The sequence below is a fragment of the Variovorax sp. GW823-FHT02B07 genome (assembly GCF_058797695.1).
This window is the reverse complement of record NZ_JBXAJX010000004.1, coordinates 20,294-33,900: the sequence shown is the minus strand read 5'-3', so window position 1 is coordinate 33,900 and position 13,607 is coordinate 20,294. Positions and strand designations below refer to the sequence as shown.

General features: G+C 69.6%; 13 protein-coding genes and 2 riboswitches. Of the genes, 7 read left to right on the top strand and 6 right to left on the bottom strand.

Annotated features, from left to right (window positions below; translation table 11 throughout):
- Positions 1 to 8: 8 nt before the first annotated feature.
- Positions 9 to 899, bottom strand: a complete 891-nt coding sequence (gene rfbD / locus AC1RGU_RS20955; protein ID WP_492698234.1) for a dTDP-4-dehydrorhamnose reductase — start codon at positions 897 to 899, stop codon at positions 9 to 11.
- On the bottom strand, positions 896 to 1,975 hold the full coding sequence (rfbB, locus tag AC1RGU_RS20950; RefSeq protein ID WP_492686379.1) for a dTDP-glucose 4,6-dehydratase: 1,080 nt from the start codon (positions 1,973 to 1,975) through the stop codon (positions 896 to 898). The genes rfbD and rfbB overlap by 4 nt, the downstream gene beginning before the upstream one ends.
- A 118-nt stretch (positions 1,976 to 2,093) precedes the next feature.
- Positions 2,094 to 2,184: riboswitch (glycine riboswitch) on the top strand.
- A 44-nt stretch (positions 2,185 to 2,228) separates the two neighbouring features.
- Positions 2,229 to 2,335: riboswitch (glycine riboswitch) on the top strand.
- Positions 2,336 to 2,426: 91 nt separating this feature from the next.
- Here rfbB and AC1RGU_RS20945 point away from each other — a divergent pair.
- The gene (locus AC1RGU_RS20945; RefSeq protein WP_062471173.1) at positions 2,427 to 3,734 is read left to right on the top strand and encodes a D-amino acid dehydrogenase; all 1,308 of its coding nucleotides are present in this window, start codon (positions 2,427 to 2,429) and stop codon (positions 3,732 to 3,734) included.
- Positions 3,735 to 3,754: 20 nt separating this feature from the next.
- Here the strand turns inward: AC1RGU_RS20945 and AC1RGU_RS20940 are convergent, their stop codons facing one another.
- The 4 genes from AC1RGU_RS20940 to AC1RGU_RS20925 all read right to left on the bottom strand — a co-directional run bounded on the left by AC1RGU_RS20940 (position 3,755) and on the right by AC1RGU_RS20925 (position 8,989).
- Positions 3,755 to 5,170 (bottom strand): RtcB family protein, encoded by a 1,416-nt coding sequence (locus tag AC1RGU_RS20940; RefSeq protein WP_492698236.1) that lies wholly within the window; start codon positions 5,168 to 5,170, stop codon positions 3,755 to 3,757.
- Positions 5,171 to 5,384: 214 nt separating this feature from the next.
- A complete protein-coding gene (locus AC1RGU_RS20935) occupies positions 5,385 to 6,665 on the bottom strand; it encodes an FIST signal transduction protein (RefSeq protein ID WP_070060267.1) in 1,281 nt (426 codons plus the stop codon).
- Positions 6,666 to 6,714: 49 nt separating this feature from the next.
- Positions 6,715 to 7,503, bottom strand: a complete 789-nt coding sequence (locus AC1RGU_RS20930) for a PhaM family polyhydroxyalkanoate granule multifunctional regulatory protein (RefSeq protein WP_492698238.1) — start codon at positions 7,501 to 7,503, stop codon at positions 6,715 to 6,717.
- 64 nt (positions 7,504 to 7,567) lie between these two features.
- Positions 7,568 to 8,989, bottom strand: a complete 1,422-nt coding sequence (locus AC1RGU_RS20925) for an aminotransferase-like domain-containing protein (RefSeq protein ID WP_307635988.1) — start codon at positions 8,987 to 8,989, stop codon at positions 7,568 to 7,570.
- A 121-nt stretch (positions 8,990 to 9,110) separates the two neighbouring features.
- Here AC1RGU_RS20925 and AC1RGU_RS20920 point away from each other — a divergent pair, with 121 nt between their 5' ends.
- From AC1RGU_RS20920 to AC1RGU_RS20895, 6 genes are read left to right on the top strand one after another with little or no spacing between them, the layout of a single operon-like run.
- Positions 9,111 to 9,710 carry a LysE family translocator gene (locus AC1RGU_RS20920; protein WP_070060269.1) on the top strand — a complete coding sequence of 200 codons (600 nt, stop codon included), beginning with the start codon at positions 9,111 to 9,113 and terminating at the stop codon, positions 9,708 to 9,710.
- Positions 9,707 to 10,654: a DMT family transporter gene (locus AC1RGU_RS20915; RefSeq protein WP_492698240.1), complete on the top strand. Its 948-nt coding sequence runs from the start codon at positions 9,707 to 9,709 to the stop codon at positions 10,652 to 10,654. Before AC1RGU_RS20920 ends, AC1RGU_RS20915 begins: the two co-directional genes overlap by 4 nt.
- Positions 10,655 to 10,665: 11 nt before the next feature.
- Positions 10,666 to 11,073 carry a VOC family protein gene (locus tag AC1RGU_RS20910; RefSeq protein ID WP_307696664.1) on the top strand — a complete coding sequence of 136 codons (408 nt, stop codon included), beginning with the start codon at positions 10,666 to 10,668 and terminating at the stop codon, positions 11,071 to 11,073.
- A 49-nt stretch (positions 11,074 to 11,122) separates the two neighbouring features.
- Positions 11,123 to 12,310 (top strand): aminotransferase-like domain-containing protein, encoded by a 1,188-nt coding sequence (locus AC1RGU_RS20905; protein WP_062471189.1) that lies wholly within the window; start codon positions 11,123 to 11,125, stop codon positions 12,308 to 12,310.
- A gap of 14 nt (positions 12,311 to 12,324) precedes the next feature.
- On the top strand, positions 12,325 to 12,960 hold the full coding sequence (locus AC1RGU_RS20900; protein ID WP_492698242.1) for a DJ-1/PfpI family protein: 636 nt from the start codon (positions 12,325 to 12,327) through the stop codon (positions 12,958 to 12,960).
- 5 nt (positions 12,961 to 12,965) lie between these two features.
- Entirely contained in the window at positions 12,966 to 13,607 is a 642-nt protein-coding gene (locus tag AC1RGU_RS20895; RefSeq protein ID WP_070060273.1) for a glutathione S-transferase family protein, read from the top strand.

The window sequence follows — 13,607 nt, the reverse complement described above, 5'->3', positions numbered from 1 at the left end:
TCAGTCGGTCAGAGCGTCTCGCGCAGCATGCGTGCCACGCCTTCCTGCCAGGGCGGCAGGCGCAGGCCGAAGGTGGTCTGCAGCTTGGTGGTGTCGAGCCGCGAGTTGTGCGGCCGCTTCGCGGGCGTCGGAAAGGCGCTGGTGGGCACGGCCTCCACGGCCTGCGGGCCGGCCTTGAGTTCGACGCCGGCCTGCTGCGCCATCTCGAGCACGAAGCGCGCGTAGCCGTGCCATGTGGTCTCGCCGCCGGCAATGGCGTGGTACAGCCCCGCCTTGGCCGGGTCTTGCAAGGTGGCGCGGATGGCGTGCGCGGTGATGTCGGCCAGCAACTCAGCCCCGGTGGGGGCGCCGAACTGGTCGTCGATGACCGTGAGCTTGTCGCGCTCCTTGGCCAGGCGCAGCATGGTCTTGGCGAAGTTGCCGCCGCGTGCGGCGTACACCCAGCTGGTGCGAAAGATCAGGTGCTTCGCGCAATGCTGCGCCACCAGCTGCTCGCCTTCGAGCTTGGTCTGGCCGTACACGCTGAGCGGGCCGGTCGCGTCGTCTTCTTTCCAGGGGCGGGTGCCGCTGCCGTCGAAGACGTAGTCGGTGGAGTAATGCACCATTAGCGCGCCGATCTGCTGCGCGGCCTCGGCCACCACGCCGGGCGAGGTGGCGTTGAGCTTGCGCGCGAAGTCGGGCTCGCTCTCGGCCTTGTCGACGGCGGTGTGCGCGGCGGCATTGACGATGACGTCGGGGCGCACCGCCAGCACGGTTGCGGCCAGCTGCTCGGGGCGGCTGAAGTCGGCGTGGAAGTCGGTGCTGTCGAAGTCCAGGGCGACCACTTCGCCGAGCGGCGCGAGGCTGCGCTGCAGCTCCCAGCCGACCTGCCCCCCCTTGCCGAGCAGCAGCAACTTCATGCGGAAGCCTTTGCAGGCGCAGCGTCGTATTGCTTCTCGACCCATTCACGGTACGCGCCGCTTTGCACGTTGCGCACCCACTCGCCGTTCGCGAGGTACCACTGGACGGTCTTGCGGATGCCGGTGTCGAAGGTCTCGGCGGGCTTCCAGCCGAGTTCGCGCTCGAGCTTGCGTGCATCGATGGCGTAGCGACGGTCGTGGCCCGGGCGGTCCGTGACGTAGGTGATCTGTTCCTTGTACGGCTTTCCGTCGGCGCGGGGGCTCAGTTCGTCGAGCAGCGCGCACACGGTGTTGACGATCTCGATGTTGGGCTTCTCGTTCCAGCCGCCGACGTTGTAGGTCTCGCCGAGCTTGCCGGCCTCGAGCACGCGGCGGATGGCGCTGCAGTGGTCCTTCACGTAGAGCCAGTCGCGCACCTGCATGCCGTCGCCGTACACGGGCAGGTTCTTGCCGGCCAGTGCGTTGACGATCATCAGCGGGATCAGCTTCTCGGGGAAGTGGAACGGGCCGTAGTTGTTCGAGCAGTTGGTGGTGACCACCGGCAGGCCGTAGGTGTGGTGCCAGGCGCGCACGAGGTGGTCGCTGGCGGCCTTGCTGGCCGAGTACGGGCTGTTGGGCTCGTACTTGTTCTCTTCGGTGAAGGCCGGGTCGGTCTTGGAGAGCGAGCCATAGACCTCGTCGGTCGACACATGCAGGAAGCGGAAGGCCGCCTTCTGGTCGGCCGGCAGGGCGTTCCAGTAACCGCGCACCGATTCGAGCAGGCGGAAGGTGCCGAGCACATTGGTCTGCACGAAGTCTTCCGGGCCGTGGATCGAGCGATCCACATGCGATTCCGCGGCAAAGTTCACGACGGCGCGGGGTTTGTGCTCGGCCAGGAGGCGATCGAGCAGCGCGCTGTCGCCGATGTCGCCTTGCACGAAGACATGGTTCGCGTTGCCCTTGAGCGACGCGAGGGTCTCGAGGTTGCCCGCGTAGGTCAGCTTGTCGAGGTTCACGACGGGCTCGTTGCCCTGCGCGATCCAGTCGAGCACGAAATTGGCGCCAATGAAGCCTGCGCCGCCGGTAACCAGGATCATGGAGTCCCCTGCATGTAGAAAAAAGTTTGCTTTACCAAAAATCAACATTCAATTATCCCATCGGTGTGAAGTGCCGATGTACAGGGCTTGGCCGGCTTGCGGGGCCCGCCTACAATCGCCAACAATTGCAGGAGAGCGGGCCTCCACGGAGGCCCTACCGAAGGCGCAAACTCCCATAAACGCTCAGGTCGGCCCGACGAAATTCCAGGCAACGCCCAGGAACTTCGGCAAGGGGTCAGTACTGCACTCATCGATACAGCCGTCTGGAGAGCCGCCACGCCATGTGGCGCACCGAAGGAGCAAACCCGCTGCGGGTGCAGCAGGGTGAATCTCTCAGGTACCGAGGACAGGGGGAGCGGCAACTTGGACATCGGTCGTCCGGTTGCTTGCTATTGGTTCAATAGCACTCCACGCCCGCCGTTCAAGCGCTGCAAACTCAAAGGTACTTGCAATGCGTGTGATCGTTCTTGGCGCCGGCCTGCTCGGCGTGACTTCGGCCTACTACCTCCAGCAACTCGGCCACGAGGTGACCGTGATCGACCGGCAGGCCACCCCGGCCGCCGAAACCAGCTTCGCCAACGGCGGCCAGATCTCGGTCAGCCATGCCGAGCCGTGGGCCAATCCGAGCGCGCCGCTGAAGGTGCTGCAATGGCTCGGCAAGGAAGATGCGCCGCTGCTCTTTCGCATCCGCGCCGACATGCGCCAGTGGCTCTGGGGCCTGCAGTTTTTGCGCGAATGCACCCCCGCGCGCACCCGCCACAACATCGAACAGATCGTGCGTCTCGGTACATACAGCCGGGAAATGTTGCAGCAATTGCGTCGAGACACGGGCCTGAACTATGACCAGCGCACGCAAGGCATCCTGCACTTCTATACGACGCAAAAAGAATTCGACGGCGCCCTCGCGCCCGCCGAGCAGATGCGTGCCCTGGGCTGCGAACGCTTGGTCATCTCGGCCGACGAGGCCATCAAGATCGAACCCGCCCTCGCCCACATCCGCCCCCAACTCGCCGGCGCCACCTACACCGCCGAAGACGAATCGGGCGACGCCAACCGCTTCGCGCGCGAGCTCGTGAAGCTGGCCGAAGCGGCCGGCGTGAAGTTCCTCATGAGCCACACGGTGACCGCGCTGCGCGAAGCCGGCGGCAGCATCGACCACGTCGAGGCGACCGACAACGAAGGCCGCTTCCAGCGCATCCGCGGCGATGCCTTCGTGCTCGCGATGGGTTCGCTGAGTCCGTTGTACGCCGCGCCGCTGGGCATCCGCCTGCCGATCTACCCGGCCAAGGGCTACTCGGTGACGCTCCCCGTCAAGGACGCATCGAAGGCACACCAGGTCTCGCTCACCGACGACGAATACAAGCTAGTGTTCTCGCGCTACACCTCCGAGTCGGGCGACCGCCTGCGCATCGCCGGCACGGCCGAGCTCAACGGCTACGACCGCGACCTGAACCGCGTGCGCTGCGAAGCCATCGTGCGGCGCGTCGAAGAGCTCTTCCCTGGCGCCGGTGACACCGAGCGCGCGCAGTTCTGGACCGGCCTGCGCCCGGCCACGCCGAGCAACGTGCCGCTGATCGGCAAGACCAAACTGCCGAACCTGTTCCTCAACACCGGCCACGGCACGCTCGGCTGGACGCACGCCTGCGGCTCGGGCAAGTCGATCGCGCGCATCGTGAGCGGGCTGGCGCCCGAGGTCGATTTCGCGTTCGCCGGCATGCCGGCGCCCGCGCCGCGCGCCGTGCAGCCCGCACTGGGCTGACACGCCCCCCCACCCTCGGGTCACGCCTTGAACGTGACCCAGGGCTTGAGCCGCACGGCGCAGCGGATGAGCCCCGCGCTTTCCTGCGCCTCGATCACCGCGCCGATCGGCTTGTAGGCCTGCGGCGCCTCTTCGATGCGGCGCTCTTCGCGCAGCGTCACGCATTGCCAGCTGGCATCGGCGTCGTCGGGTGCGGGCCGCATCGCGCGCACTTCCTGCCGCCGCATCCGCCGGCCGGCACCATGGCTGCACGACCACAGCCAGTCTTCATGCCCCAGCCCGGTCGCAAGGTACGAGTGATCGCCCATCGACCCGGGAATCAGCGCCAGATCGCCCGCGTGCGCCGGCGTCGCGCCCTTGCGGTGGATGTTCATCCCGTGCTCGCGCAGCACCACGTTGTGCGGCACGTCGACCACCAGCGTCGACGCCGTGGCGCCCAGCAGTTCGGCGAAGTCCTTGCGCACCAGCTCGGCCAGCACGACGCGGTTGGCCCACGCATAGCGCGCGGCCACGCCCATGGCCTCGAGGTACTCCTGCGCCAACGGCCCGGCCAGGCCGTACAGACCGCTCTTCGAATGACGCAGGCCCTGCGGCCACTCGGCCCGCGCGCGGTCCATCCAGCGGCCGCCGACATGGAACCCGATGTCGCGCGAGCCGCTGTGGATCATCACCACGACCTCGCCCGCCTTGAGCCCCGCGCGGTAGGCCGCGTGCCGGTCCATCACCTGGTCGACCACCTGCAGCTCGACGAAGTGGTTGCCGCTGCCCGGCGTGCCGAGGCACGGGTCGCGGAACACCTCGTGGCGCGCGCCGGTGTAGGCCGGCGGTGCGTGCCGCGACTGCCCGCCGAAGCTCGCCAGGCCGATGCACGCGCCGATCTCGGCCTGCAGCCGGTCGCGGTCGCAGGCCGCCCAGAGCCCGTCGTTGCGCACGGCGTCCAGGAACGCGGCCGGCCCTTCGTCGAACAGCGCGCGAAACGCCGCCGTGTGCACCGGCACGTCGCGCCCGTTGTCGAGCAGGCTGCGCGTGAGCCGCGCGAGCAGCTGCGTCTTGTGCGGCGCCACCTGGTCCAGCGTGAGGCCGGTGGTCAGCAGGCGCATGCCGCAGTTGATGTCGGTGCCGACCGCGGCGGGAATCACGAAGTCGCCATCGGTCGCGACTACGCTGCCCACCGGCGCGACCGAGCCCGGATGAAAGTCCGGCGTCGCGCAGGCCTTGCACACGCCGTGCGCGCCGTCGGGCGAGCGCACGCTGGCGAAGGCCAGCAGCTGGTTCACGGCTCTTTCTTCCAGCGGCAGGCTCTGCGGCAGAAGCACGGTCGCCTGCGCGGCTTCGTTGCGCAGGTGATAGATGCCGTCGCGGTAGTCGACGGCGATGTGGGCGCGCGAAAAGGCGCGCTGGAGTCTCGAAAAATGACTGTGGGTAGGGCTGCCCATGGCTGCAATTCCATTCGGGGAAACCGTGTCGGTTTCCGGGCCCCGTCACATCGCGTGGCGGGGCGAAAGAGATCGACCGCGTGCCTCGGGGCGCGCGGATCACTCTTTCTTGCAGCAGCAGAGATTCAAGAAAGCGGGCGGATTCTAGCGACGCGAAGCGCCTGCGAAAACAACGCGCAGGCGCGCGCGTCGTTTTTTCCCGTCAGTCAGCCAGTCAGTCCGGCGCGGTGAACACCGTCAGCACGCCGGTGTAGCCGTACAGGTGGTGGCGCGCGATCTCGCCGGCGGCGAAGAAGCCGACCAGCGGCACGTCGCCCAGCGCATGCCGCACGATCTGCAGTTCGGCGCCCGGCGCACCGAAGTGCGGGCCGCCGCGCCCCGAGCAGCTCACGTACACCGCGCCCGCGATGCGCCGCGCCGGATGCGGCGCGGCCTCGGCCTCGCCGGCCGCCACGGCGCGCGCGGTGGCCAGCGTCTGTTCTTCGGGCTCGAGCTCTTCGCGGATCTCGGCGCAGATGCGCATCAGGTCGGCGCGCGCCGCCTGCGCGTTGCGGCGGCAGAAACTCAGCCGCATGCCGGCCTCGGCGTTGTCGGCAATGGCAATGCCGCGCCGCGTCGGGTCGAGGCCGATGATGTGGCGCACCAGCACGTCGGCGCCCAGGTCGCCGGTGCGGCGGATGCCGTCGCTGCCCGCGTCGGCCAGGCCGACCAGCGTGTTGCGCACGGCGTCGATGGCTTCCTGCGGGCGGTCGAGCGACACCTGCAGGTCGGCCAGCAGCACGTCGAGCGCCGGCTCGCCGTCGAGCGACAGCAGCAGGTTGCCGTCGGCCTCGGTGATCTCGCGCTCGCGCGCGCCGCCGGTGCGCAGCGGCTGGCAGCCCTGCGTGACGCGCGACACCAGCCGCACGCCCTCGCCGAACACCACGCCCGACAAGCCGCCCGAGAACACGCCGCCCGCCGCCCCATGGCCGCGGATGTTGCCGTTCCCGCCGACCGCGAACTGCAGCGCCCCGCCACGACCGGACGAGAGCCCGCCGAACAGGTAGCCGGTGTCGGTGCGGCCCGCCATCTCGCCGATGAGCTCGCCCAGGTCGGGCGTGGCCGGGTCGGCGTGCACGAGCGCGGTGTGCGCCTCGAAGCCGCTCATTTCGGAACTGCCCAGCGGCGCCACACCGGAGAACACGCGGTACTGGTCGCTGGGCAGCGCGCACAGCATCAGGCTCAGACCGGGCTCGTCGAAGTACTCGGCGTTGTTGGCCGACACGCCGATGCCGACGGTGCCCGACCAGTCGGTGACCTCGGGCAGCTCGGCGCTCAGGTGGTCGAGGATCTCCTGCGCCTCGGCCGCGTAGTGGTCGGTGATGTAGAGCAGCCCGAGCGTCGGGTTCGACGCGTAGTCGGGCAGCGCCATCTGCGCGCGCAACTGGGCCAGCACGAGGCCGGCGGCCATGCGCCATTGCGGGTGGGTGGCATGGCCGGTGGGAAACAGTTTCATGGTGCGTACCGACCCGTGCGTCGTCGTCTGGAAAGGTGTCTGTAAGACGTCAGCGCCGGCCGGAGGTTCGCTTGCGCGCGGCGGTGGACGTGGTTTTCTTGCGCGCGGCGGGTGCCGGCGCGGCTTTTTTCGCTGCGGCCTTCTTCGCGGCGGTCTTGGCGGCCGGCTTGCGCGCCGCCGTCGCCTTGCCGATGACCTGCCCCACGGCGTCGGCCAGCGGCTGCGCCATGGCCGGCACCTTGAGCTGCGCCGCGTCCTGCAGCGCCGTGCTCGCGATCTGCTGGAACTGCTCGGTGAGCGAGCCCCACCATTGCATCGGGTCGACCACGCCGGCAGCGCCGTTGGACGCTGCGGGCTTGGCGCGCGACGTCTTCTTCGGTGCCGGGGTTTCTTCTTCCGCTTCTTCCTCGGCCTCGTCGAACTCTTCTTCCTCTTCCTCGACGGGCTCCGGCTCGGGCCGGGGTGCGGGGGCCGGGGCGGGAGCCGGTGCAGGCGCCGGCGCCATCGCCGCGGCCTGCTTGGTGAACGCGCTGGCGATGTCTTCCATCCGCACGTTCATGCCGCGCAGGGTCGACAGCGTCATCTTCTGCACTTCGAGCGCCTGGATGGTCGCCTTGAGCGCGTGGCCGTTCTGTTCGAGCCAGTACTGGACCGTCTTGAGTTCCTGGATGCGCTTGTCGACCTCTTCGACGCTCATGGTGGGCGCGACCCAACTCGCGAGGCTAGGGATGCCGGGCACCGACCCGGAGCCCGCGGCGGCACCGCCGGCGAGGTTCTTCAGGAAGTCGAATCCGGGGACGAACTGGCTGAAGTCGAAGGGTTTGCTGGCGTTGCTCATGCGGGAGGTCTCCTGGCTGGGTTTTCTTGTGCTGCCAGCTTACTCCAAGCCCTTTGCAAGCGAATCAGAGCTCGTCCCTGACCCGGCTGAAAACCTTCCAGAAATTCGCGTCCTGCGAGGTCGCGAAGTTGATCCGCATCATCGTGCTCGGCGGGCGGCGCGCATGGAACAGCGAGCCCGGCGCCAGCAGGTAGCCCTGGTCGAGCATGCGTTGCGTGAGCGCGTCGGTGTCCACGCCCGTGTCGACCCAGCCGAACAGCCCCGCCGGCTCCGAGGCGAAGGTGCAGCCGTGCGACATGGCCAGCTTCACCGCGCGGCCGCGCGCGCCGTCCAGGCGGATGCGCACGCGCTCCGAATGGCGGCGCAGCTGGCCCTGGTCGATGCACCACGACAGCGCCCGCTCGAACAGCGTGGGCGAGGTCAGCGTGGCCAGCAGCTTGGTCTCGAGCAGCCGCTCTTTGAGCGCGGGCGAGGCGGCCAGGAAGCCGATGCGCCAGTTGGGCGCCAGGATCTTCGCGAAGCCGCTGACGTAGATGGTGCGCTGCAGCCCGTCGAGCGCGCTCAGGCGCGTGGCGTGCTCGGGCGCGAGGTGGCTGTAGGTGTCGTCCTCGACGATGTGGAAGTCGTGCTCGTTGGCCAGCTTGAGCACGCGGTGCGCGCTGCCCGGCGTGAGGCTGTAGCCCGTCGGGTTGTGCAGCACGCTCACGCTGACGAAGAGCTTGGGGCTGTGCAGCTTGCAGTACTGCGCCATCACATCGAGGTCGGGCCCGTCGGCGCGGCGCGGCACCGGCAGGATGCGCATGCCGAGCGCTTCGAGCCGCGCGAACTCCAGCGCCCAGCCGGGCTCCTCGACCATCACCGGATCGCCCGCGCGCAGCAGCGTGCGGCTCACGATGTCCAGCGCGTGCGTGGCGCCGATGGTGGTGACGATCTGGTCGGGCCCGGCCGGCACGTTGATGCGCACCAGCTTCTGCGACAGGCTGCGGCGCAGCGCGAGATCGCCCGAAGGCTCGCCGTATTGCAGCGACAGTTCCTGCAGCGCCGACGTGGTGGTCACGCGGCGCACCGCGGTCGCCAGGAAGGTCGAGGCCATCCAGTCGGGCGGGAACACGCCCATGCCCGGCTGCGGCTTGTCGCTCGGGCGGTGGAACATGCTGCGGATCAGCGAGCTGGCGTCGGCCGGCACGCGCGAGGCCATCATCGGCGAGACCTCGGGCACGGCATGCGCCGGGTTGCGCGACCCCTCGGGCGCCGGCGCCGCGTCGCGCACGTAGAAGCCGCGCTGGCGGCGCGCCTCGACCAGGCCCTGCGCGAGCAGCTGGTCGTAGGCGGCGACCACGGTGTACGGGCTCACGCCCTGCTGACGCGCACATTCGCGCACCGAGGGCAGGCGCGCGCCGGGGGCCAGCAGCCGGTTGCGGATGCGCTCGGCGAGGCGGTCGGCCAGCTGCCCGGTCAGGGACTGGGTGGAGGTTCGGGTCAGCATCGGATCGGTCTGCATCGCACAAAGACTGCGGCGTGTGTCGAAGGAATGACCAATACAGATTTCAGATTTGTTCGATCATCTGTACTGGAACTGTAATGGTCCAAAGTTTAGAGTCTGTGACATGAACTGGCAAGAATTCACCGCGCTGCTGGTGCTGGCCACGGCGATGAGCTTCTCGCCCGGCCCCAACACCACGCTCTCCACCGCCCTGGCGGCCAACGGCGGCCTGCCGCGTGCCATGCGCTTCGTGGTCGCGGTGCCGGTGGGCTGGACCTTGCTGCTGGCCATCTGCGCGGCCGGCCTCGGCGCGCTGGTGGTGGCCATGCCGCCGCTGCGCCTGGCGATCAAGGGCCTGGGCATCGCCTACCTGCTGTGGCTGGCCTACAAGCTCAGCGGCAGCGCCCAGCTCGGCAAGGCCGACAGCGCCCGCCTCTCGGTCGGCTTCGGGCAGGGCGTGATGCTGCAGTTCGTGAACATCAAGGCCTGGCTGCTGGCGCTCACGCTGGTGGCGGGCTGGATCGCCGGCCAGCCCGACGCGCTCGCGCGCTTCGCCATCGTCGCGCCCGTGATGCTGACCTACGCCTTCACCAGCAACTTCGCCTATGCGCTGGTCGGCGCCCTGCTGCGCGAGTGGCTGGCCAAGGGCCGGCGCCTGCTGTGGTTCAACCGCGCGATGGGCCTGATCCTCGTGCTCACGGCCTGGTGGATGGTGGGCGTATGAAGCTCGCCCTCAAGGACGAAACGCTGGGCATGTGGCTCGGGGTGGTCGGCGTGGCGCTGTTCGCCATCACGCTGCCGATGACGCGGCTGGCCACGGGCACGCAAGAGGCGCCGCAGCTGTCGCCGTGGTTCGTCACGCTCGGGCGCGCGGCGCTGGCGGGCGTGCTGTCGGCCGTCTTCCTGCTGGTCACGCGCTCGCCGCGACCGGCGCCGCACCAGTGGAAGCCGCTGGGCATGGCGGTGCTGGGCAACTGCATCGGCTTTCCGCTGCTGCTGGCCTTTGCGCTGCGCGTGGTCACGGCCAGCCACGCGGCGGTGGTGACGGCGCTGCTGCCGCTGGTCACGGCCGCGGTCGCGGCCTGGGTGCTGCACCAGCGCGCGCGGCTGGGCTTCTGGCTCTGCGCCATCGCGGGCAGCCTGCTGGTGGTGATGTTCTCGGTGCTGCGCGCGCAGCAGAGCGGCCACGGCTTCGGTTTCGAATGGGCCGACCTGCTGCTGGTCGGCGCGGTCATCGCGGCCTCGGTCGGCTACATCTACGGCGCGCAGGTCACGCCGTCGCTGGGCGCCGAGCGCGTGATCTGCTGGGTCTGCGTGATGGCGCTGCCCGTGACGCTGCCCGCCACGATCGCCCTGTGGCCGCAGCAGCCCGTGGCCGCCTCGGCCTGGGTCGGCTTCACCTACGTGGGCATGTTCTCGATGTGGATCGGCTTCTTCGCCTGGTACCGCGGCCTGGCCCTGGGCGGCGCGCTGCGCGTGAGCCAGACGCAGCTGCTGCAGCCCTTTTTGTCGATCCTCGCGTCGATCCCGCTGCTGGGCGAACCGCTCGACCTGGTGACCTTGGGCTTCGCCGCCGCCGTGGTCGCCACGGTGGTCGCGGGCAAGCGGCTGTCGCAACCGGCGGCGCCTGCCGTTCCACGCGGCGCCGAGCCGCAGGCCAGGAGCTGACCACCATGACGCTGTTCAGCCATGTCACCGTCGGCTGCACCGACCTGCCGCGCGCCGCCGCCTTCTACGACGCGGTGCTGACCCCGCTCGGCCTCATCCGCCGCCCCGTGACGCCCGACGGCGGCCCCGACGCCGCCTGCTGGATCGCGCCGGGCCAGACGCTGCCACGCTTCTACGTGTACATCCCGCTGGACGGCGAACCCGCCAGCGCCGGCAACGGCAGCATGGTCGCGTTCTGCGCGCCCTCGCCGCAGGCCGTTCACGCCGCCCACGAGGCGGCCCTGCGCCACGGTGGCCGCGACGAAGGCGCGCCCGGGCCCCGCCCCCGTTACGGGCAGGGCTATTACGGCGCCTACCTGCGCGACCCGGACGGCAACAAAATCCATGTCGTGCACCGTGGCGACATCCCGCCATCCTGACGACACACTCAGACTCACCTCTCATTCGCCAGAAAGAAGAAAGCCTCCCATGAACTGGAAACTCGCCGCCCGCGCCGCCAAGATGAATCCTTCGGTGCTGCGTGAAATCCTCAAGGTCACCGAGCGCCCCGGCATCATCAGCCTGGCCGGCGGCCTGCCTTCGCCCAAGACCTTCCCGATCCAGGAATTCGCCGACGCCTGCGCCGAAGTGCTGCACAACGACGGCCAGGCCGCGCTGCAGTACGCCGCCAGCGAAGGCTATGCGCCGCTGCGCCAGGCCGTGGCCGACATGCTGCCCTGGGACGTCGACGCTTCGCAGGTGCTCATCACCACCGGCTCGCAGCAGGGCCTCGATCTCGTGGCCAAGGTGCTGATCGATCCGGGCAGCAAGGTGCTCGTCGAGACGCCCACCTACCTGGGCGCGCTGCAGGCCTTCGGCCCGATGGAGCCGCACCCCGTGGGCGTGGCCAGCGACGACGAGGGCGTGATCGTCGACGACCTCGTGAGCAAGGCGGCCGATGCGCGCTTCGTCTACCTGCTGCCCAACTTCCAGAACCCCACCGGCCGCACCATGACCGAGGCGCGCCGCGCCGCGGTCTCCGCTGCCGCAGCCGCCGCGAACCTGCCGATCGTCGAGGACAACCCCTACGGCGAGCTCTGGTTCGACGAAGCCCCGCCGCTGCCGCTGGCCGCGCGCAACCCCGAGGGCGTGATCTACCTGGGCTCGTTCTCCAAGGTGCTGGCGCCGGGCCTGCGCCTGGGCTTCCTGGTGGCGCCGAAGGCCATCTTCCCCAAGCTGCTGCAGGCCAAGCAGGCGGTCGACCTGCACACGCCGATCTTCACGCAGCGCATGGTCTCGGCCGTGATGAAGGACGGCTTCCTGGACCGCCACGTGCCCACCATCCGCGCGCTGTACAAGCGCCAGCGCGACGCCATGATCGCCGCGCTGCACCGCGAGATGGCCGGCCTCGACGTGAAGTTCAACGCCCCCAAGGGCGGCATGTTCCTGTGGGCGCGCCTGCCCGAGGGCATCGACACCGTGACCCTGCTGCCCAAGGCCGTGGAGCGCAACGTGGCCTTCGTGCCCGGCGCGCCGTTCTACGCGGGCGAAGGCGATCCGCGCACGCTGCGCCTGTCGTTCGTGACCGCCAGCGTCGAAGAGATCGACACCGCCATCGCCGCGCTCGCCGTCACGCTGCGCGAAGAGCTGGCGCTGCTGGCCCCCGCCCACGCCTGACAAGGCCGACGACGATGCACATCGCCATCCTCACCTTCGACGGCTTCAACGAGCTCGACTCGCTGGTCGCGCTCGGCGTGCTCAACCGCGTGAAGAAGCCCGGCTGGCGCGTGACGCTGGCCTCGCCCAGCGCCACCGTGACCTCGATGAACGGCGTCACGGTGCATGCCACCGAGCCGCTCGAAGCAGCCTGCGAGGCGGGCGCGGTGATCGTCGGCAGCGGCATCCGCACGCGCGAGATCGCCGCCGACGCGGGCCTGATGGGCGTGCTGCGCGGGCTCGACCCGTCGCGCCAGCTCATCGGCGCGCAATGCTCGGGCGCGCTGCTGCTGGCCAAGCTCGGCCTGCTGGGCACGGTGCCCGCCTGCACCGACCTCACGACCAAGCCCTGGGTGCAGGAAGCCGGCGTCGAGGTGCTCAACCAGCCCTTCTTCGCGCAGGGCAACGTGGCCACCGCGGGCGGCTGCTTCTCGGCGCCCTACCTCGCGGCCTGGCTCATCGCGCGCACCGAAGGGCTCGAGGCCGCGAAGAGCGCGCTGCATTACGTCGCGCCGGTCGGCGAGAAAGACGACTACGTGGCGCGCGCGCTGCGCAACATCGAGCCGTACCTGCAGGCCACGGCCGGCGCCCTCTGCGCACAAGGACACTGAACACCATGCTCAACATCTGGGGCCGCATCAGTTCGATCAACGTGCGCAAGGTCGTGTGGTGCGCGCAGGAGCTCGGGCTCGACTTCCAGCGCACCGAGGCCGGCGGCAAATTCGGCGTGGTGCAGACGCCCGAATACCGCGCGCTCAACCCGAACGCCATGGTGCCCACCATCGACGACGGCGAAGGCGCCGAGCGCGTCACGCTGTGGGAGTCGAACGTCATCGTGCGCTACCTGTGCGCCCGCTACTCGCACGGCACGCTCTACCCGAGCGAGCTGCCCGCGCGCTTCGACGCCGAGCGCTGGATGGACTGGCAGCAGACCACGCTCAACCGCGCCAGCCGCGACGCCTTCGTGCAATGGGTGCGCACGCCGCCCTCGGAGCGCCAGCCCGCGCTGATCGCCGCGTCGGTGCGCGAGAGCGAGGCGCTGTTCGCGATGCTCGACGCCCACCTCGCGCAGCGCCCCTACATGGCCGGCGAGCGCTTCACCATGGCCGACATCCCGATCGGCTGCGAGGCGCACCGCTGGTTCGGCCTGCCCGGCGCCGAGTACCGCCGGCCCGCCTGGCCGAACGTCGAGCGTTGGTACGCCGACCTGCTTTCCCGCCCGGGCACGCGTGGCGTGCTCGATCTATCCCTCGAATGA